Annotated in this window: 19 protein-coding genes; 12 read left to right on the top strand and 7 right to left on the bottom strand. The window is 67.6% G+C overall.

Annotation, left to right across the window (positions count from 1 at the left end):
• Positions 1-39: 39 nt before the first annotated feature.
• The 3 genes from J2X06_RS10465 to prmC all read right to left on the bottom strand — a co-directional run bounded on the left by J2X06_RS10465 (position 40) and on the right by prmC (position 3464).
• On the bottom strand, positions 40-1455 hold the full coding sequence (locus tag J2X06_RS10465; RefSeq protein WP_310061984.1) for a sugar porter family MFS transporter: 1416 nt from the start codon (positions 1453-1455) through the stop codon (positions 40-42).
• 150 nt (positions 1456-1605) lie between these two features.
• The gene (pip, locus tag J2X06_RS10470) at positions 1606-2547 is read right to left on the bottom strand and encodes a prolyl aminopeptidase (RefSeq protein WP_310061986.1); all 942 of its coding nucleotides are present in this window, start codon (positions 2545-2547) and stop codon (positions 1606-1608) included.
• A gap of 92 nt (positions 2548-2639) precedes the next feature.
• Complete coding sequence (prmC, locus tag J2X06_RS10475; RefSeq protein WP_310061989.1) at positions 2640-3464, bottom strand: peptide chain release factor N(5)-glutamine methyltransferase; 825 nt, start codon at positions 3462-3464, stop codon at positions 2640-2642.
• A gap of 209 nt (positions 3465-3673) precedes the next feature.
• Here prmC and ahpC point away from each other — a divergent pair, with 209 nt between their 5' ends.
• The 4 genes from ahpC (at position 3674) to J2X06_RS10495 (ending at position 7852) form a co-directional block, all read left to right on the top strand.
• Positions 3674-4237 carry an alkyl hydroperoxide reductase subunit C gene (gene ahpC, locus J2X06_RS10480; protein WP_310061992.1) on the top strand — a complete coding sequence of 188 codons (564 nt, stop codon included), beginning with the start codon at positions 3674-3676 and terminating at the stop codon, positions 4235-4237.
• 198 nt (positions 4238-4435) lie between these two features.
• Positions 4436-6040, top strand: coding sequence for an alkyl hydroperoxide reductase subunit F (ahpF, locus tag J2X06_RS10485; protein WP_310061995.1), 1605 nt, complete (start codon positions 4436-4438; stop codon positions 6038-6040).
• A gap of 235 nt (positions 6041-6275) precedes the next feature.
• Positions 6276-7211, top strand: coding sequence for a LysR substrate-binding domain-containing protein (locus J2X06_RS10490; protein ID WP_310061998.1), 936 nt, complete (start codon positions 6276-6278; stop codon positions 7209-7211).
• Entirely contained in the window at positions 7208-7852 is a 645-nt protein-coding gene (locus tag J2X06_RS10495; RefSeq protein WP_310062001.1) for a hypothetical protein, read from the top strand. Before J2X06_RS10490 ends, J2X06_RS10495 begins: the two co-directional genes overlap by 4 nt.
• A 34-nt stretch (positions 7853-7886) precedes the next feature.
• Here the strand turns inward: J2X06_RS10495 and J2X06_RS10500 are convergent, their stop codons facing one another.
• Positions 7887-8405, bottom strand: coding sequence for an adenine phosphoribosyltransferase (locus tag J2X06_RS10500; protein WP_310062004.1), 519 nt, complete (start codon positions 8403-8405; stop codon positions 7887-7889).
• 118 nt (positions 8406-8523) lie between these two features.
• Complete coding sequence (locus J2X06_RS10505; protein WP_310062007.1) at positions 8524-8793, bottom strand: DUF2007 domain-containing protein; 270 nt, start codon at positions 8791-8793, stop codon at positions 8524-8526.
• A gap of 114 nt (positions 8794-8907) precedes the next feature.
• On the opposite strand from J2X06_RS10505, the gene J2X06_RS10510 reads away from it, so the two are divergent.
• The 5 genes from J2X06_RS10510 (at position 8908) to J2X06_RS10530 (ending at position 13703) form a co-directional block, all read left to right on the top strand.
• Positions 8908-10653, top strand: a complete 1746-nt coding sequence (locus J2X06_RS10510; RefSeq protein WP_310062010.1) for a glutamine--tRNA ligase/YqeY domain fusion protein — start codon at positions 8908-8910, stop codon at positions 10651-10653.
• Positions 10654-10664: 11 nt separating this feature from the next.
• Entirely contained in the window at positions 10665-11057 is a 393-nt protein-coding gene (locus J2X06_RS10515) for a hypothetical protein (RefSeq protein ID WP_310062012.1), read from the top strand.
• The gene (locus J2X06_RS10520; RefSeq protein ID WP_310062014.1) at positions 11057-11632 is read left to right on the top strand and encodes a nucleoside deaminase; all 576 of its coding nucleotides are present in this window, start codon (positions 11057-11059) and stop codon (positions 11630-11632) included. The genes J2X06_RS10515 and J2X06_RS10520 overlap by 1 nt, the downstream gene beginning before the upstream one ends.
• Positions 11633-11748: 116 nt before the next feature.
• Positions 11749-12819: a 23S rRNA (cytidine(2498)-2'-O)-methyltransferase RlmM gene (rlmM, locus tag J2X06_RS10525; RefSeq protein ID WP_310062017.1), complete on the top strand. Its 1071-nt coding sequence runs from the start codon at positions 11749-11751 to the stop codon at positions 12817-12819.
• 125 nt (positions 12820-12944) lie between these two features.
• Positions 12945-13703, top strand: coding sequence for an EF-hand domain-containing protein (locus J2X06_RS10530; RefSeq protein WP_310062019.1), 759 nt, complete (start codon positions 12945-12947; stop codon positions 13701-13703).
• Between the two features lie 116 nt (positions 13704-13819).
• Here the strand turns inward: J2X06_RS10530 and J2X06_RS10535 are convergent, their stop codons facing one another.
• On the bottom strand, positions 13820-15052 hold the full coding sequence (locus J2X06_RS10535; RefSeq protein WP_310062021.1) for an FAD-dependent oxidoreductase: 1233 nt from the start codon (positions 15050-15052) through the stop codon (positions 13820-13822).
• Positions 15049-16335 (bottom strand): 2-octaprenyl-6-methoxyphenyl hydroxylase, encoded by a 1287-nt coding sequence (ubiH, locus tag J2X06_RS10540; RefSeq protein WP_310062024.1) that lies wholly within the window; start codon positions 16333-16335, stop codon positions 15049-15051. Before ubiH ends, J2X06_RS10535 begins: the two co-directional genes overlap by 4 nt.
• A gap of 42 nt (positions 16336-16377) precedes the next feature.
• Here ubiH and J2X06_RS10545 point away from each other — a divergent pair, with 42 nt between their 5' ends.
• The 3 genes from J2X06_RS10545 (at position 16378) to J2X06_RS10555 (ending at position 18540) form a co-directional block, all read left to right on the top strand.
• The gene (locus J2X06_RS10545) at positions 16378-16953 is read left to right on the top strand and encodes a DUF6580 family putative transport protein (protein ID WP_310062027.1); all 576 of its coding nucleotides are present in this window, start codon (positions 16378-16380) and stop codon (positions 16951-16953) included.
• A gap of 63 nt (positions 16954-17016) precedes the next feature.
• Positions 17017-17571 carry a cob(I)yrinic acid a,c-diamide adenosyltransferase gene (locus J2X06_RS10550; RefSeq protein WP_310062029.1) on the top strand — a complete coding sequence of 185 codons (555 nt, stop codon included), beginning with the start codon at positions 17017-17019 and terminating at the stop codon, positions 17569-17571.
• A gap of 45 nt (positions 17572-17616) precedes the next feature.
• Entirely contained in the window at positions 17617-18540 is a 924-nt protein-coding gene (locus tag J2X06_RS10555) for a histone deacetylase family protein (protein WP_310062032.1), read from the top strand.
• Positions 18541-18708: the final 168 nt, after the last annotated feature.

Genomic DNA, 18708 nt, shown 5'->3' on the forward strand with positions numbered 1-18708 from the left:
ACATTTGCATCAGGCTGCGACAGCTTCGCCAGATCGCGGTCAGTCCGTCATGTCTTCCAGCTCGACCCCTTTGGTCTCCCGCACCGCGTACAGGACGAAGCCCAGCGACAGCAACGCAAACGTCGCGTACAGGCCATAGGCGAACGTCAGGCCGATCTCGGCCAACGACGGGAAGCTGCTGGTGATTGCGAAGTTGGCCAGCCACTGCGCCGAGGCCGCCACCGCCAGCGCGATCGCGCGGATGCGGTTGGGGAACATCTCGCCCAGCAGCACCCACACCATCGGACCCCAGCTCAGGCCGAAGAAGACCACGTACGCATTGGCCGCAACGAGAGCCACCATACCCCAGGGTTCAGGCATGGTCAGCGCCGCGCCGCTGCCGGTGGCCTTCGAGAAACACAGCGCCATCAGGCCCAGCGTCACCGTCATGCCGGCCGAACCGATGGCCAGCAATGGTTTGCGGCCGACCTTGTCGACCAACGCGATCGCCAGCAGCGTGACCAGCACGTTCACCACCGAGGTCACCACGGTGATGGTGAAAGAGTCCGCCTCGCTGAAGCCGACCGAGTGCCACAGCGTCGAGGAGTAGTAGAAGATGACGTTGATGCCGACCGCCTGCTGGAACACCGACAGCAGGATGCCGACCCACACCACCGGCAGCAGGCCGCGCGGACCACGCAGGTCGCGCAGCTTCGGCTGGTACTCGCTGCGCAGGCTGTGGGCGATGTCATTGACCTTCTGCTCCACGGCGACGTCACTGCGCAGGCCCAGCACCTGGCGCAGCACGTTGCCTGCTTCTTCCAGCCGGCCCTTCGCCACCAGGTGGCGCGGCGACTCGGGCATGCCGAACACCAGCGCTCCGTAGATCAGTGCCGGGATCGTGGCGACCAGGAACATCCAGCGCCAGGCCTCCAGGCCCAGCCACAGCGATTTGGCCGCGCCGCCGGCCACGCCGGCCAGCCAGGCATCGCTGAGCAGCGCCATGAAGATGCCGAGCACGATCGCCAATTGCTGCAATGAACCCAGCCGGCCGCGCACGTGCGCGGGAGAGATTTCGGCGATGTAGGCCGGCGCGATGACCGACGCCACGCCGACGCCGATGCCGCCGATCAGGCGCCACAGCATCAGGTCCCACACGCCCACCACCAGACCGGAGCCGATCGCGCTGACCGCCAGCACGGTCGCCGCGACCTGCATCGCCCGCACACGGCCCCAGCGATCGGCCAGGGGCCCGGCATACCAGGCGCCCAGGGCCGAACCCAGCAATGCGACCGACACCGCGAAGCCGATCCGCGCCGCATCCAGGCTGAAGCTGCCGCGCACCGCATCGACCGCGCCGTTGATCACGGCGGTATCGAAGCCGAACAGGAAGCCGCCCATCGCGGCCGCCAACGAAATGAACACCACACGCGACGTCGCGTGCTGCTGTTGCTCGAACTCGGTCACCATGCTCATCGCACCCCTCCCAAGGTGGGCGCCGGCTGCATGCCGGTGCCTTGTGCGATCGATTGTGCGTGGCGGCCCTGGCGTCGGCGGCTTGAATACGTATGCAGCCTGCCTCACCCAACCCTCTCCCGCGAGCGGGAGAGGGGCAAAACCGGGAGATCAGGCGAAACGGTCGGTCGCACTTATCAGCGCGTCGATGTTCTCCGGCTCGAACGCCGAGTGCCCCGAAGCCGGGGTGATGACCAGCTCACCCTTGGGCCACGCCTTCTTCAGATCCCACGCGTTCTGCACCGGACAGACCACGTCATAGCGACCGTGCACGATCACGCCGGGGATGTCAGCGATGCGGGGGGCATCACGCAGCAGTTGGTCTTCGACTTCGAAGAAGCCGCCGTTGACGAAGTAATGGTTCTCGATGCGGGCGAACGCGAGGGCGAAGTACGGATCCTCATGACTGGCGGCGAATTCCGGATCGATGTGCAGGAAGCTGGTCGCGCCTTCCCACACGCTCCAGGCCTTGGCCGCGGCCAGTTGCGTGGCTTCGTCGTCGGACACCAGGCGGCGATGGAACGCGTCGATCAGGTCGTGGCGTTCGTCCGGCGGGATCGCGTTGATGTAGTGCTCCCAGGCGTCGGGGAACAGGCGGTTCGCGCCTTCCTGGTAGAACCACTCCAGCTCCCAGCGGCGCAGCATGAAGATGCCGCGCAACACCAGTTCGGCGACATGCTCCGGGTGCTTCTGTGCATAGGCCAGCGCCAGCGTGGAGCCCCAGGAGCCGCCGAACACCTGCCAGCGCTCGATGCCGAGCTTCGTGCGCAGCGTCTCGATATCGGCGACCAGATCCCAGGTGGTGTTGTCGACGAGGTCGGCGTGCGGCGTGGAGCGACCGCTGCCGCGCTGGTCGAACAACACGATGCGGTACTTGGCCGGATCGTGGAAACGACGCATCTTCGGGCTGCATCCGCCACCCGGTCCGCCGTGCAGGATCACCACCGGCTTGCCTTGCGGATTGCCGCACTGCTCGTAGTACAGCGTGTGGCGATCGTCCACCTTCAACGTGCCGGTGTCGAAGGGTTCGATCTCGGGATAGAGCGTGCGCATCGCGGGGCCTCGGGGGGATAAGCGGGAAAGTCTAAAGGCGCAACGTCGTCGCGCGGTAAAGAACTTCGATCATGTGGCCGGTCGAAAACGGCTTATTCCGGCGCGCGACCCAGTGTCACGCGATCGCGGTCTTCCAGATCACCGTGCGTCGCCACTTCCAGCCATCCGGCGGCATCCAGAATCCCGCGCACCGCCTCGCCCTGCTCCCAGCCGTGCTCCAGCAGCAGCCAACCGCCGGGGTGAAGGTGGGCGAGCGCATCGCGGGCGATGATCCGGATCGCATCGAGTCCATCGATGCCTGAGGCCAATGCACTGAGAGGCTCATGGCGCAGGTCGCCTTGTCCGAGATGGGCATCATCCCGAGCGATGTAGGGCGGGTTGCTGGCGATCAACGCGAAGCGCTCGCCCTTCAACGGCGCCAGCCAGTCGCCCAGGCGAAACTCGACGTTGCGCAGCCCGATTTCGGCGGCATTGCTTTCGGCCACGGCGAGCGCCTCGGCGCTCGCGTCGGTGGCGACCATGCGCGCGCGCGGGCGCTCGCTGGCCAACGCCAATGCGATGGCGCCGCTACCGGTGCCCAGGTCGGCCAAGGTTATGTCGGCATCCGACGGAATCCGTTCCAGCGCCAGTTCGACCAGCCGCTCGGTTTCGGGACGGGGAATCAGCGTCGCCTGCGTGACACGCAGGTCGAAGCGCCAGAAACCCCGTCGCCCGGTGAGATAAGCGACCGGCTCGCCCGCCTCGCGCCGCTCGACCAGCGCGGCGAAGCGGCCGGCGGCGTCCTCGGGGATCGGGTCGTCGGCATGCGCGAACAGCCAGGTACGCGGACGTTGCAGCGCGTGCGCCAGCAACAGCTCCGCCTCGCCGGGACCTAGCCGGGGACGGGCATTCCTCAGTACAGCGTCGATCCGTTCCATCTCACCTTGTCCCGGTGGCCTCGCGCGGGGGCGCCATCCTAGCGATTGGCGGCTCGGTTTCTTGGGCCAGGCTTGTTTGAACACCCGACAGGCCCAATTAAATAGGCATTGACTATCGCAGCGATACTATCAATCAACTTGATCGATGAATGCGCAGCTTCTAACCTTGCGCAACGTTTTTACCCACCCCTCCTATAAAGGACCACCCGATGTCGTTGATCAACACCGAAGTCAAGCCGTTCAAGGCCACCGCCTACCACAATGGCGAGTTCATCGAAGTCACGCAGGACAGCCTGAAGGGCAAGTGGTCGGTGGTGTTCTTCTACCCGGCCGACTTCACTTTCGTCTGCCCGACCGAACTGGGCGACTTGGCCGACAATTACGCCGCATTCGAGAAGCTGGGCGTGGAGATCTACGGCGTGTCGACCGACACCCACTTCACCCACAAGGCCTGGCACGACACCTCCGACACGATCAAGAAGATCCAGTACCCGCTGGTCGGCGATCCGACCGGCAACATCACCCGCAACTTCGAAGTGATGATCGAGGAAGCCGGCCTGGCCGACCGTGGCACCTTCGTGATCGACCCCAACGGCAAGATCCAGAGCGTCGAGATCAGTGCCGGCGGCATCGGCCGCGACGCCGCTGAACTGCTGCGCAAGGTCAAGGCCGCCCAGTACGTCGCCGCCCATCCGGGCGAGGTGTGCCCGGCCAAGTGGCAGGAAGGCGAGAAGACCCTCAAGCCGTCGCTGGACCTGGTCGGCAAGATCTAAGTAGTGCCCGAGCGGCGTAGCGCCGCTCATCGCTCCGACGAGCATCGCGGTGTGCGGAATCGCGCCACCGCCCGGGACCTGGCCGTCCGCCAGGTCCCGCCCCTTCAACGAATGTCGCGACGCCCGGGCTTCTCTCTCCCCCTCCCGGCCCGGGCGCTCGCGGCGTTCACCCCAAGACAAGCCATTGGAGCCGTCGCCATGTTGGATGCCGATCTCAGGAACCAGTTGAAGGCCTACCTCGAAAAGGTCACGCAGCCGATCGAACTGGTCGCCTCGCTCGACAATGGCGACAAGTCGCGCGAACTCGAAGCGCTGCTGAAGGACATCGCCTCGCTGTCCGGCAAGATCGGCTACATCCGCGCCGACGACGACGCGCGCAAGCCGTCGTTCGCGATCAACCGCGTCGGCGCCGACGTGAGCGTGCGCTTCGCCGGCATTCCGATGGGCCATGAGTTCACCTCGCTGGTGCTGGCGCTGCTGCAGGTCGGCGGCCATCCGTCCAAGGCCAGCCAGGACGTGATCGAACAGGTGCGCAACCTGCAGGGCTCCGGCCCCGACGGCGTGCTGCGCTTTGAGACGTATTTCTCGCTGTCGTGCCAGAACTGCCCGGACGTGGTGCAGGCGCTGAACCTGATGAGCGTGCTCAACCCCAACATCCAGCATGTCGCCATCGACGGCGCGCTGTTCCAGGACGAGGTCGAGGCACGCCAAGTGATGGCGGTGCCGACCGTGTACCTCAACGGCGAGCTGTTCGACTCCGGCCGCATGAGCCTGGAGCAGATCGTTGCCCGGCTCGACACCGGCGCCGCCGATCGCGAAGCCGGGAAGATCAAGGCCAAGTCCGCGTTCGACGTGCTCGTGATCGGCGGAGGGCCCGCCGGCGCGGCGGCGGCGATCTACGCCGCGCGCAAGGGCATCCGCACCGGCATCGCCGCCGAACGCTTCGGCGGCCAGGTGCTCGACACGATGGCCATCGAGAACTTCATCTCGGTCGAACACACCGAAGGTCCGAAGATGGCCACGGCGCTGGAGCAGCACGTGCGCCACTACGACGTGGACATCATGAACCTGCAGCGCGCGCAGAAGCTGATCCCGGCCAGCGAGCCCGGCGGCCTGATCGAAGTGCAACTGGCCAACGGCGCGTCGCTGAAGTCGCGCTCCGTGGTGATCTCCACCGGCGCACGCTGGCGGCAGATGAACGTGCCGGGCGAGGACCAATTCCGCAACAAGGGTGTGGCCTACTGCCCGCACTGCGACGGCCCGCTGTTCAAGGGCAAGCGCGTGGCAGTGATCGGCGGCGGCAACTCCGGCGTGGAGGCAGCGATCGATCTGACCGGCATCGTCAGCCACGTCACGCTGATCGAGTTCGACAGCCAGCTGCGCGCCGACGACGTGCTGCAGCGCAAGCTGCGCAGCCTGGACAACGTCACCGTGGTCACCAGCGGCCAGACCACCGAAGTGATTGGCGACGGCCAGAAGGTCACCGCGCTGGTCTACCGGGACCGCATCGGCGGCGACTCGCATCGCGTCGAACTGGAAGGCGTGTTCGTGCAGATCGGCCTGCTGCCCAACTCCGAATGGTTGAAGGGCACCTTGGCGCTGTCGCCGCGCGGCGAGATCGAGGTCGACCACTACGGCCGCACGTCGGTGCCGGGCGTGTTCGCGGCCGGCGATGTCACGACAGTGCCGTACAAGCAGATCGTCATCGCGATGGGCGAAGGCAGCAAGGCGGCGCTGAGTGCGTTCGATCACCTGATCCGCACCAGCGCACCGGTCGAAGTCGCTGCGGTGGAGATGGCCTGAGCCGGAGGCGCGCCCTCACCAACCTCTCGCGCTCGGTGGAGAGGCTCGATTCCCGAGGCGGGAACTGGTTGGGATCCGTGAGTCTTCCGCGAAGTGCGCTCTTGCCCCCCTCTCCCGCGTGCGGGAGAGGGCTGGGGTGAGGGGCGCTCGCAAACCCTCAAGCTCGTTTAAGATCGATCGCAAGGGCCGCGATCAGGGCCTTCCGGCCGGTGCGACCACCGCGTGGAGAAACCCCTTGAACCTGCGCGACCTCAAATACCTGGTGGCCCTGGCTGACCACAAGCATTTCGGTCGCGCCGCTGCGGCCAGCTTCGTCAGCCAGCCGACGCTGTCGACCCAGATCAAGAAGCTCGAGGACGAACTCGGTGTCTCCCTCGTCGAGCGCGCGCCGCGGCGGGTGATGCTGACGCCAGTCGGGCGCGAGATCGCCGAGCGCGCGCGCAAGGTGATCGGCGAAGTCGAACAGATGGGAGAGATCGCGCGCCGCAGCCAGGATCCGGAAGCAGGCACCGTGCGCCTGGGCCTGTTCCCGACGCTCGGCCCCTACCTGCTTCCGCACGTCGTGCCCAGCCTGCGCCAGCGCTTCCCGCGACTGGAACTGCTGCTGGTGGAGGAGAAGACCGATCAGATCCTCTCGCGCCTGCGCGACGGGCGACTGGATGCCGGACTGCTCGCCTTGCCGATCCACGACGACCAGCTGCACGTGGAGCCGCTATTCGACGAACCCTTCCTGCTGGCGGTTCCTCAGCAGCATCCGATGGCCGGTCAGGACAGCCTCGACCTGCACGAACTGGACGACCAGCACCTGCTGCTGCTTGAGGAAGGACATTGCCTGCGCGACCAGGCGCTCGACGTATGCCGCATGTCCGGCGCCGACGAGCGCGACGGCTTCCGCGCCACCAGTCTTGAGACGCTGCGGCAGATGGTCGCCGCCGGCGTCGGCATCACGTTACTGCCGGTATTGGCGGTGCAGCCGCCCGTGCCGGCCTCGCCCGACCTGCACCTGCTGAGCTTCCGCGGCGATGCGCCGCACCGGCAGATCGGCATGGTCTGGCGGCGCAGCTCGGCGATGGGGGATTTCCTCATGCAGCTGGCCAATGAGTTTCGCAAGCTGCCGGCGCAGCTGCTGCAGCCGCCCAAGCCAGTACTCCCGCGCGAGGCGCGCGCATGAGTCTGCGCGCCTGGCTTGCGCTGGGCATGGTCATCGGTGTGATCGGCTGGTGGTTCTCGCCGTCATCGCCGCGTGCGGCGCCTGTGCCTGCCCATGTTGCCGGCACATCGATCGAATGCCGATTGCCACCGCTTGTCAGTCCAGGTGATTCGCCACGACAGACGGATGTGCCGGCCTCGCTGGCGCCATTCCGCCTGCAGGCGGCAACGCTGAAACCGCTGGCAGGTTTCAGCGTCGAAGCGCGCGTGCTGTCGCGCGAGGACTACAGCGTCGGCCGCGAGGCCGACCTTTCCCCCACCGACCTGGCGCTGGGCTGGGGCCGCATGCGCGACGACGACGTGCTCTCGCGCCTGGACATCTCCCAGGGCGGCCGTTTCTACAGCTACCGCTGGGCGGACCAGCCGCCACTGCCGCCGCCGGAAATCGTGCGCTCCAGCGCCAACATGCACCTGATTCCGGCTAACGAGGCCGCGGCCGAGGCACTGCGCCGCGTGCGCAAGGACGATCGCGTGCGCATCGACGGTTGGCTGGTCGAAGCCGAGGCTGGTGACGGCTGGCGCTGGCGCAGTTCCACCACACGCGAAGACAGCGGTGCGGGCGCGTGCGAAGTGATCTACGTCTGCTCCATCGAGCGGCAATAGCAACTTTGGACGGGCCTTGGCCCGCCGTCGACGCTCAGTAGTGCAGCAGCGAATGCAGCCGTAAGCCGCCGGGCCACCTCGTCCGGCCCTGCAAAGCATCCAGCTCGATCAGCACGCTTGCCCCAACCAGTTCGGCACCGAGACGTCCGACAAGTTCACGCGCGGCCGCCAGCGTTCCCCCGGTGGCCAGGACGTCGTCGACGATCAGCGTGCGTTCGCCTGGCTTGAGCGCGTCGCTGCGCGCCTGCAGCCGGTCGATACCGTACTCGAGCTGGTAGTCGACCTCGACCAAGGGCGGCGGCAGCTTGCCCGGCTTGCGCAGCGGCACGAAGCCGGCGTGCAGCTTCTGCGCCAGCGCCGCCCCGAAGATGAATCCCCGCGACTCGATGCCGCACACCGCCTGCACCTGGCTGCCCTGCCACGGCTCGGCCAACGCGTCGATGCAACGCGCGAAACCGCCGGCATCGGCCAGCAGTGGGGTGATGTCGCGGAACACCACGCCTGGCTTGGGAAAGTCGGGCACGGAGCGGATCAGGGATTCGAAGGAAGACATGGCGCAGGGGTCAGGACCGGGCCGGCCACAATACCCGAGCGGTCCGAGACAGGGCTTCAGCCCGACCGTGCGCCGGGCGGGGGCTCAAGGCTGACCAGCCAGCCGCCGTTTGATCCGCTCAGGCCGGCAGCCAGCCCGGGGGCAGCTCCGGCGCTTCTTCGTCCACGGGTTCCGGCGGCTGGTTCAGCGGCAAAGCGGCGACGATGTCGCTGGCCTCGGGCCAGACCACGTCCGGCACGCACACCAGGATGGTGCCGAACAGCGGCAGCTCGCCCATGCCCCCCAGCAGGGCCTCGCCCTTCAGGAACACGGGGATCTCCTCGGCTTCCAGCGCGTGCCGGACCAGGTGGGCGTCGATCAGGTTGGCGGCTTCGTAGACAACTTTCATTGGCGCGCTCCTTACTGCTTTGGACCCAGAATACGCCCTCACGTTCCAATGGAAACGGCGTGTGCAGGCGCCAGCGGCTAAACTTGGCGGTCTCCCACGCCTGTGCCTTCCCGCATGTCCGCCACGCCCGACACCACCGCTGCTGCCTCCACGCCGGAAAAGACCGACTTCATCCGGCAGATCGTTCGCGAGGACGTGGCCAGCGGCAAGCACCAGGCCATCAAGACCCGGTTCCCGCCCGAGCCCAACGGCTACCTGCACATCGGCCACGCCAAGGCGATCTGCCTGGACTTCGGCATCGCCCGCGAGTTCGGCGGCGAGTGCAACCTGCGCCTGGACGACACCAACCCGGCCAAGGAAGACCCCGAGTACGTCCGCGCCATCCAGGACGACGTGCACTGGCTCGGCTTCGAGTGGCACGACCTTCGCCATGCCTCGGATTACTTCGAGGTGCTGTACCGCGCCGCGGAGAAACTGATCCGCCAGGGCGATGCGTTCGTCTGCGACCTCAGCGCCGATGAAGTGCGTGCCTACCGCGGCACGCTGACCGAGCCCGGTCGCAATTCGCCCTACCGCGACCGCAGCGTCGAGGAGAACCTCGACCTGTTCGGCCGCATGCGCGCCGGCGAATTCCCGGACGGCGCGCGCACGCTGCGCGCCAAGATCGACATGGCCGCCGGCAACATCAACCTGCGCGACCCGGCGCTGTATCGCATCAAGCACGTCGAGCACCAGAACACCGGCAACGACTGGCCGATCTACCCGATGTACGACTTCGCCCATTCGCTCAGCGACGCCGTCGAGGGCATCACCCATTCGCTGTGCACGCTGGAGTTCGAGGACCATCGCCCGCTGTACGACTGGTGCGTGGACAAGGTCGACCTGGCGAACTCGCCGGAACTGGTCAAGCCGCTCACCGACAAGGGCCTTCCGTTCGAAGCCAGTAAGCCGCGACAGATCGAGTTCTCGCGCCTGAACTTCAACTACCTCGTCATGAGCAAGCGCAAGCTGATGGCGCTGGTGCAGGAAGGCCTGGTCGACGGCTGGGACGACCCGCGCATGCCGACGCTGCAGGGCATCCGTCGGCGCGGCTACACGCCTTCTGCGCTGCGCCTGATGGTCGACCGTGTCGGCATCAGCAAGCAGAACTCGCTGCTGGACATCTCCATCCTCGAAGGCGCGCTGCGCGACGACCTGGACGCCGCCGCGCCGCGCCGCATGGCGGTGATCGATCCGCTCAAGCTGGTCATCACCAACCTGCCGGCCGGCCACGAGGAATCGCTGACCTTCTCGAACCATCCGAAGGACGAGAATTTCGGGTCGCGCAGCATTCCGTTCTCGAACGAGCTGTGGATCGAGCGCGAGGACTTCGAGGAAGTGCCGCCGAAGGGCTTCAAGCGCCTGATTCAGGGCGGCGAAGTGCGCCTGCGCGGCGCCGGCATCTTCCGCTGCGACGAGGTGATCAAGGACGGCGACCGCGTGGTCGAGATCCGCGGCGAACTGGACCTCCAGTCGCGTCCCGGCATGGCCGGCGCCGACCGCAAGATCAAGGGCACCATCCACTGGGTCAGCGCGAAGCATGCGGTGAAGGCGGAAGTGCGCCTGTACGACCGACTCTTCATGGTGCCCGACCCGGACAATGACGAAGGCGGCAAGACCTACCAGGATTACCTCAACCCGGATTCGCGTCGCACCGTGACCGGTTACGTCGAGCCGGCCGCAGCCCGCGCCGAACCGGAGCAGTCATTCCAGTTCGAGCGCATCGGCTACTTCGTCGCCGACCGCCGCGACCACCGCAGCGACGCACCTGTGTTCAACCGCAGCGTTACCCTTCGCGACACCTGGGCCGGCAAGGCCTGAGGAACACTGGCATGCGTCGACTACGCCTGGTGCTGATCACGTTGTCGCTGTTGGCGTTGGCGGCGTGCGCGGCCGCGCCGGCCGGTGGTTCTGGTCAGTCGGCGCAGTCGCAGACCTCTCCGCCTGCATCGGTGTCGGCCGTACCGGCCAAGGTGAAGATCGACAGCACCTGTCGAAGCGATGCCGACTGCGCGATCAAGAACGTCGGCAACTGCTGCGGCGAATTCCCGGCCTGCGTCAACGTCAACAGCCCGACCGATCCGGCCGGCGTGCAGGCCGAATGCGCGCGCACGGGTCGCATGTCGGTATGTGGCTTCCGCCAGATACAGGGTTGCCAGTGCGTGCAGGGCCAGTGCCAGGATCGTGGCGGGAACGAAGGCGCGATCCCGGTCGAGGTGCGCTGATGCTGTACGCACAGGTCCACCTGACCCTGCCGGCGTGGGTGCACGATTCGGTCGACACCTCGCGTACCTATGCCGGCGACGAGGCCAAGGTCGCGCTGGCGATCGAACTGTCGCGCCGGAACATCGAAGCCCGCAGCGGCGGTCCATTCGGCGCGGCGCTGTTCGGACCCGACGATCGCATCATCGCCGTCGGCGTCAACCGCGTGCTGCCGCACACCTGCTCGCTGGCGCATGCCGAGACCATGACCTACATGCTCGCCCAGCAGCGCACCCAGCGCGCGCGCCTCAACGAGGATGGTGCCGGCAACCGCGTCGGGCCCATTACCCTGGCCACCTCGTCGCAACCTTGTTGCCAGTGCTACGGCGCGACGATCTGGGCCGGCATCGACCGGCTGCTGATCGGCGCGCGCAGCGACGATGTCGAGGAGCTCACCGAATTCGATGAAGGCCCGTTGCCGGCCGACTGGATCGGGGAACTCGAACAACGCGGCATCGCCGTGACCCGCGACCTGCGCCGCGAGGATGCGCGCGCGGTGTTGCGTACGTACGGCGAAAGCGGCGGCGAGCGCTACTGATACCGATGATGCACCAGGGCTGCCCATGAGCCCGCGAAGTAGGGCGGGGATCACGACACACCCGCTTCCATTGCTCTTGCGACACAACCAGCCGCTTCCCCCATCACACGGACCCCATGAACGCCGACGCCCTGCTTTGCTATTGCCGCGCCGGCTTCGAGCCTGAGCTGGCCGCCGAACTGACCGAACGTGCCGCGCTGTGCGGCCTATCCGGCTATGCGCGCACCGAGCGCAACAGCGGCCTGGTCGAATTTCTCGGCACCGACGCGGCGGCGCTGTCGCGGGCGCTGCCGTTGTCTTCGTTGATCTTCGCCAGGCAGAAGTTGCTGCGCCTGGCGGACCTGCGCCATCTCGATCCGAAAGACCGCATCACGCCGATCGTGGCGGCGCTGGAAGCCGCTTTCCCCGACGGGAATGCCGCGCCGCCCTATGGCGACCTGTGGGTGGAGCATCCCGACTCCGACGAGGCCAAGCCGCTGGCGGGACTCGCACGCAGTTTCGGCAATGCGTTGCGTCCGGCCTTGCGCAAGGCCGGTTGGCTGACCCGCAGCGACGACACACGCCGCCCGCGGCTGCATGTCGTGTTCCTAGACGGCGATCACGCCATGCTCGCCCAGAGCGGCGTGCGCGACAGCTCGCCCTGGCCGCTCGGCATCCCACGCTTGCGCATGCATGCCGACGCGCCAAGCCGTTCCGCACTGAAGCTCGAAGAAGCCATCCTGACGCTGCTCGACGACGACGAACGGGCACGCCTGCTACGCGATGGCATGCGCGGCGCCGACCTGGGCGCGGCGCCTGGCGGATGGACCTGGGTGCTGATGCGCCAGGGACTTCACGTGACTTCCATCGACAACGGCCCGCTGCGCCAGCACCTGCTCGACAGCGGCCGCGTCGATCATCTGCGCGCAGACGGCTTCCAGTGGCAGCCGAAGGCGCCACTGGACTGGATGGTCTGCGACATGGTCGAGCAGCCGCGCCGCGTCGCCGAACGCATGGCGACCTGGCTGCGCGAAGGCTGGTGCCGTCACACCATCTTCAATCTCAAGCTGCCGATGAAAAAGCGCTGGGACGAAACCCGCCTGTGCCTGGATCTGTTCGAACAACAGGCGCAAAAGCCGCTGCTGATCCGCGCGCGGCAGCTCTATCACGACCGCGAGGAGATCACGGTGTTCGCCACGCCGCGTTGAGCGATGTGGTCGCGACGTGAAGATGCCGGTTTAGCAGAGGTTTCGCCCGGGGCTGGGGGATTTACCAGCGGTTGAACGTCACCGGATTAGGGTCCAGAAGGCCCCAAAGAACGGAGGACGTTTCGATGAACAGCAGGAACACGATGCTGGCGATCGCAGTGACGATCGCGTTGGGTGCGGCCGGCGGAGCGATAGCGCAAACTCAGTCGCAAGTCGACGCCAGGCACGCCGCCGACCTCGAGGCAAAGTCGGCGGTGAATGAGGCCAACGCAGCGCGTAAAAGCGCTACCGAGGCACAGGAAGCCGCACGCAGTGCCGCGATGACCCGCGACAGCAACAGCGCGGCCTCTCCTACCGGCGCTGCCAACGCCAACTACCAGGCTTACTCGGCACAACAGTCTTCAAGTGCCGCACAGTCGTCGGCGCACGACGCGGCGAGCGCGGCGCAGGCCACGCAGGCCGCGCAGGGCGCCGCCGCCACCGGCGCCAACCCGGTCGCGGCAGCCTCCGAGGCGCGTGAATCGGCCAACGCGGCACGCAACGCCAGCGCGGCTTCGGCCGATGCCAGCGCACGCGCGCAGGCCGCCTCGGAAGCCACGGTCCAGGCTACGACGGCACAGGATCCGATGCCTGCGCAGCAACCGATGCCGGCCCAGTCGCCGGCCGCTACCGCGCCCGCGCAACAGCCGGTGACGATCACCTCCAGCGAGCCGAATTCGACGTTGGCCAACAAGGTTGATTTCGATGCGTTGGACGGCAACCACGACGGCATGCTCAGTCGCCGGGAAGTGGCTCCGGACGTCGAATTGACCAGCAGTTTCGCGGCCATCGACGCCGATCACAATGGACAGATCAGCAAGCGGGAGCTGGCCGGCGGCAAGTAGCGGCCGCAATACACCGTGATGGACTGGAGCGCCCCGCAAATCGGGGCGCTCCTTTATGTGGCGCATCGATGCACGCAGGGCTGCGTCGCATTGGCGCAACGGGCCCGATCAGCGCTTCAGCGTCCCGCAGCGTGACGCCAGAAGGCATGCGTCAGGGGTGGCAAGCGTCCGACAAGACCCAGCAGCGGACCGCGCAACAACGTCGCAGCGACGGCATCGTTCGAGAACAGGCGATTGAGACCATCGAACGCGTATGCCGCCAACGCATTGTCGCTGCGCTGCTGTCGCGCCCATCGCGCCAGCCGTTGCGGGGCTCCCGGATCGACCTGTCGCGGGTCGACCTGCCGTGAGCGCGCTTGATGCAGCACCCGCCGCAATGTGGAGACATCGCGCAGACCCAGGTTGACGCCCTGCCCCGCCAACGGGTGCACGACATGCGCGGCATCTCCGGCCACCACCACGCGACCGGACACGTAGGCCTGCGCCAGTTGCCGGCGAAGCGGAAACGCCGCGCGTGCGGAGACGGCCTTGAGCGCACCCAGCGTGCCGGCAAAAGCGGTTTCAAGCTCGCGAAGGAATGCACTTTCATCGACGTGAAGCAGCCGCTCGGCCTCGGCTTCTGGCAGCGTCCACACGATCGAACTGGTGTGTCCGTCGCGAGAGCCGCCGGCGTCATCCGCGAACGGCAGGAACGCCAGTGGCCCGGTCGGCAGGAAACGCTGCCAGCAGGTGGCCTGGTGCGGTTGTTCGCTTTCGACGAACGCGACCAGGCCGCGTTGGTGGTAGTCGTGCGCGGCAGTGTCAATGCCGGCCAGGGTGCGCAACTTCGAACCGGCGCCGTCGGCCGCGACCACCAGTCGCGAACGCAGGCGCGTGCCGCTGTCGAGCTCCAGGCTCGCGCTGTCTTCGTCCTGCTCCATTGCGACCACGCTGTCGGGACAATGCAGCTTCACGCCCGCCTGCGGCAGTGCTGCCCAAAGGCGATCCACCAACAGGGCGTGTTCGACGATCCAGCCCAGTTCGCGCTGTCCGAAGGCATCGGCATCGAATGCCAGTTCGCCACCACCGGCGGCGTCCCAGACCCGCATCGCGCGATAGGGCTGCGCGCGCGCCTGACGGATCTCACGCCACACGCCCAGTTCATCGAGCAGATCGGCGTTGTCGGGTGCGAACGCGTAAACGCGCAGGTCGACCCGCCCCTGGTAGACCGGTTCGGGCGTCCAGCGCGCGGGCTCGCGCGCCTCCACCAGCGCCACCGACCAGCCGTCACGCGCGAACGCGAGCGCCGCCGCGGCGCCGACCACACCGGCGCCGACCACTATCACGTCCAGTGCCCCGCGCCGGCTCATGCCTGCCGCTCCAATGACGCACTACCGCGGCACAACATCGGCACATCGCCGCGATATCCCATCGCACCGCCGACCAGGGCCGCCTGCAACGACGGCATCCGATCGGTGGCGAACAATCCCAGGCTGCGCAGCGGGCGCAGCAGCGGCGCATCGTTGGCGGTGAGCCTTGCCAGCCCGTCGGAGAACGCCAGCGTGCGATCGCGGTCCTCGCGCCGGCGCTGCGCATACGCGGCCAGCAACTCGTCGGCGCCGCAGTCGTCGGTGCCGCGCGCACGCGCCTGCTCGATCAGTTCGGCCAGCGTCAGCGCATCGCGCAAACCGAGGTTGAAGCCCTGCGCGCCGATCGGGTGCAGGGTCTGCGCGGCATTGCCGACCAGCACGGCGCGCGGGGCGACGATGTTGCGAGCCAGCACGCGGATCGCCGGGTACACGCTGCGAGTGCCGCAGGCGAGCAGACGTCCGGCCCGCCAGCCGAAGGCGTCCTGTACGCGCGCAAGGAACGCCGCGTCATCCAGCGAGGCGACCGCATCGGTCTGATCGCGGGCGACGCCATGGATCAATCCGTAATGCCGGTCGCCGCGTGGCAGCAGCGCGGTCGGGCCGTGCGCGGTGAGGCGTTCGTAGGCGGTGCCATCGGGAGCACGCGTGCCACGCACGCGCGTAACGAACAGCGACTGCTGGTAATCGTGCTCCTGCGATCCGATCCCCAACGCCTCGCGAACGCCGCTGCGCGTGCCGTCGGCCGCGACCAGCAGCCGCGCGCGCAACACATGCTCGGCCCCGTCCGCGGCCACGCGCACGGCGCGGAAGGTGCCGTCGTCGCCATCGAGCCCGACGAATCGCGCCGGGCGATAGCGGGTCAGCCGCGGCAGTTCGACCAGCCTGGCCTCCAGCGCTTCACCGAAGTCGCGCGCGACCACGACGCGACCGAACTCGCTCCGGCCATAGCGCGCCGCATCGAGCACGCTGCGACCAAAGTCGCCGCTGCGGCTGATATGGATGCGCTCGATCGCTCCGGTCGCGGCGCGAAGCTTCTGCATCACGCCCAGTGCGGTCAGGGCATTGACGGTCGCCTCGGCGAAGCTGAGGTTGCGCTCGTCGAATACGGCAGGCAGCGTGCCGGCGCCAGTGGCCTCGACCAGCCCGACATCGACGCCGATGCGGTCCAGCGCGATCGCCAGGCTGGCGCCGACCAGACCGCCGCCGACGATCAGCACGTCATGAAGGGCCGCGTGGGCGTTGGAGCCGGCGGAGTTGGGGGATGAAGGGGCCGCGACAGGCATTGCGTTATGCTAACGGTTCCTGAAGGACCGTACTCGCTCACGATGAACCGCCCCGCCTCCGATTCGTTTCTCGCTCCCGGCCCGCTGGTGCTCGCCGGCCTGATCGTCATCGCCGCGCTGACCCGCCTGCTGCCGCATCCGCCGAACTTCTCGCCGGTCGAAGCGGTCGCGCTGTTCGGCGGCGCCTACTTCGCGTCCAAGCGGTGGGCCTTCTTCGTGCCGCTGGCAGGGCTGTTCGTCTCCGACGTCGCGCTGGCCGCGATCAACGGCGGCACCTACGCGACCTGGTTCTCAGGCGCCGGCATCTGGCTGGTATACCTGTGCATCGCGCTGACCACCGCGCTCGGCCTGAACCTGCGCGGCCGCGTCAGCGGCGCGCGCGTGCTCGGCTACTCGCTGGTCGGCTCGGTGCTGTTCTTCCTGGTCACCAACTTCGGTGCCTGGATGTCCGATCCCTCCTATCCCAAGACGGCGGCCGGCCTGATGGCGGCCTACGTCGCCGGCATCCCGTTCTTCCAGTGGACCGTGCTCGGCACGCTGTTCTACTCGGCGGCGCTGTTCGGCGGTTTCGCGCTGTTGCGCCGCCGCGTGCCGGCGCTGCACGCTCAGACGGTGTGATGACGTCGGGAAGCAGGGGCAGGGAATAGAACACCGTTCCGGCCCCCTTCCCGCTCTGGTCCCATGGGCAACCGTCTTTCCAAGATCTACACCAGGACCGGCGACGACGGCACGACCGGTCTCGGCGATGGCAGCCGCGTCGCCAAGGACTCGGCCCGCGTCGCCGCCTACGGCACGGTCGACGAAGCCAATTCGTGCATCGGGCTGGTGTTGTCCGCGGAGGTCCCGCAGGACATCCGCACGCTGCTCACCGCCGTCCAGCATCAGATGTTCGACCTCGGCGGCGAGCTGTGCATCCCCGGCCACGCCGCGATCCTCGATGCGGACGTCGAACGGCTGGAGCAGCACCTGGACGCCTTCAACGAAGCCTTGCCCCCGCTGAAGGACTTCATCCTGCCGGGCGGCGGCGAGGCGGCCGCGCGTTGCCACATCGCCCGCACGGTCGTGCGCCGCGCCGAACGCGAGACGGTCGCGCTGTCGCGACTGGAAACGGTGCGGCCGGAAGCGATCCGCTACCTCAATCGCCTGTCCGACCTGCTGTTCGTGCTGGCCCGCGTGCTGGCGCGCGCCAGCGGCCATGGCGAAGTGCTGTGGCAGCACGAGCGCCGCAAGGGCTGAGCGGCTCCAGCCGCACCGACATGGCCAGCCATATCGGTCGGTGACATGCGCATCTACACGCACAACGCCTGCACGCGCCACGATCCCGGCCCCGGCCATGCCGAGCGGCCGCTGCGCCTGGTGGCGGTGACCGAAGCGCTGCGCGATGCCTTCGCCGGGCTCGACTGGCGGGAAGCGCCTCGCGCCAGCCGTGGCCAGTTGCTGCGCGTGCACGACGACGCGCTGCTCGCATTGGTACTGGATACCCCGGTGGATGGCCCGATGGCGCTCGATCCGGACACGGTGCTGGCGCCCGGCTCGGCCGAGGCGGCACTACGCGCCGCCGGCGCAGGCATCGCCGCGGTCGACTCCATCCTGCATGGCGATACGCGACGAGCGTTCTGCGCGGTGCGCCCCCCGGGCCACCACGCCACCGGCACGGCCGCGATGGGGTTCTGCCTTTTCAACAACATCGCCGTGGCTGCCGCCCACGCCTGCGACAAGCACGGCTTGCCACGGGTCGCGGTGGTCGACTTCGACGTGCACCACGGCAACGGCACCCAGGCGATCTTCGATACCGATCCGCGGGTGATGTACCTGAGCTCGCACCAGATGCCGCTGTATCCGGATACCGGATATGCCAATGAGCGTGGCATCGGCAACGTCCTCAATGCCCCGCTGCCGCCTGGCTGCGGCAGTCCGGAGTTCCGCAGGACCTGGCGCGAGCGGCTGCTGCCGACGCTGGAGTCGTTCCGCCCACAACTGCTTTTCATCTCCGCCGGCTTCGACGCGCACCGCAACGATCCGCTGGCGCAACTGGAACTGGACGCCGACGACTTCCGCTGGCTCACGACCGAGCTGGTCGCCATCGCCGCACGGCACGCCCACGGGCGCATCGTGTCGATGCTGGAGGGCGGCTACGACCTGGCCGCGCTGCGCGAGTGCAGCGTGGCGCACGTCGGCGCCCTGCTCGACACCGACGAGGCCTAGCCAGACCGCCCACCCTCGTTCGCCGCGGACCGACGGGAAAAAATGATCCCGGGCGGAGGCGGTCTCCAGTCAATGCAACCGACAATCTGAACTATCCGGCGGTACTTTCATTGCCCGCTTGCAAGGGATGCGGCAATCTAGCGGCCCGATGTTGAGACGAACATCCCC

Source organism: Lysobacter niastensis, from assembly GCF_031457115.1.
Lineage (GTDB): Bacteria > Pseudomonadota > Gammaproteobacteria > Xanthomonadales > Xanthomonadaceae > Lysobacter_J > Lysobacter_J niastensis_A.

Bases quoted from the DNA above. Each gene is read 5' to 3' on its own strand.
- ubiH (WP_310062024.1), bottom strand. From the start codon at position 16,335: ATGCCTGTCGCGGCCCCTTCATCCCCCAACTCCGCCGGCTCCAACGCC.
- J2X06_RS10465 (WP_310061984.1), bottom strand. From the start codon at position 1,455: ATGAGCATGGTGACCGAGTTCGAGCAACAGCAGCACGCGACGTCGCGT.
- J2X06_RS10545 (WP_310062027.1), top strand. From the start codon at position 16,378: ATGAACCGCCCCGCCTCCGATTCGTTTCTCGCTCCCGGCCCGCTGGTG.
- J2X06_RS10505 (WP_310062007.1), bottom strand. From the start codon at position 8,793: ATGAAAGTTGTCTACGAAGCCGCCAACCTGATCGACGCCCACCTGGTC.
- ahpF (WP_310061995.1), top strand. From the start codon at position 4,436: ATGTTGGATGCCGATCTCAGGAACCAGTTGAAGGCCTACCTCGAAAAG.
- J2X06_RS10520 (WP_310062014.1), top strand. From the start codon at position 11,057: ATGCTGTACGCACAGGTCCACCTGACCCTGCCGGCGTGGGTGCACGAT.
- J2X06_RS10510 (WP_310062010.1), top strand. From the start codon at position 8,908: ATGTCCGCCACGCCCGACACCACCGCTGCTGCCTCCACGCCGGAAAAG.
- J2X06_RS10500 (WP_310062004.1), bottom strand. From the start codon at position 8,405: ATGTCTTCCTTCGAATCCCTGATCCGCTCCGTGCCCGACTTTCCCAAG.
- ahpC (WP_310061992.1), top strand. From the start codon at position 3,674: ATGTCGTTGATCAACACCGAAGTCAAGCCGTTCAAGGCCACCGCCTAC.
- J2X06_RS10495 (WP_310062001.1), top strand. From the start codon at position 7,208: ATGAGTCTGCGCGCCTGGCTTGCGCTGGGCATGGTCATCGGTGTGATC.
- J2X06_RS10550 (WP_310062029.1), top strand. From the start codon at position 17,017: ATGGGCAACCGTCTTTCCAAGATCTACACCAGGACCGGCGACGACGGC.
- prmC (WP_310061989.1), bottom strand. From the start codon at position 3,464: ATGGAACGGATCGACGCTGTACTGAGGAATGCCCGTCCCCGGCTAGGT.
- J2X06_RS10535 (WP_310062021.1), bottom strand. From the start codon at position 15,052: ATGAGCCGGCGCGGGGCACTGGACGTGATAGTGGTCGGCGCCGGTGTG.
- J2X06_RS10515 (WP_310062012.1), top strand. From the start codon at position 10,665: ATGCGTCGACTACGCCTGGTGCTGATCACGTTGTCGCTGTTGGCGTTG.
- J2X06_RS10530 (WP_310062019.1), top strand. From the start codon at position 12,945: ATGAACAGCAGGAACACGATGCTGGCGATCGCAGTGACGATCGCGTTG.
- J2X06_RS10555 (WP_310062032.1), top strand. From the start codon at position 17,617: ATGCGCATCTACACGCACAACGCCTGCACGCGCCACGATCCCGGCCCC.
- rlmM (WP_310062017.1), top strand. From the start codon at position 11,749: ATGAACGCCGACGCCCTGCTTTGCTATTGCCGCGCCGGCTTCGAGCCT.
- pip (WP_310061986.1), bottom strand. From the start codon at position 2,547: ATGCGCACGCTCTATCCCGAGATCGAACCCTTCGACACCGGCACGTTG.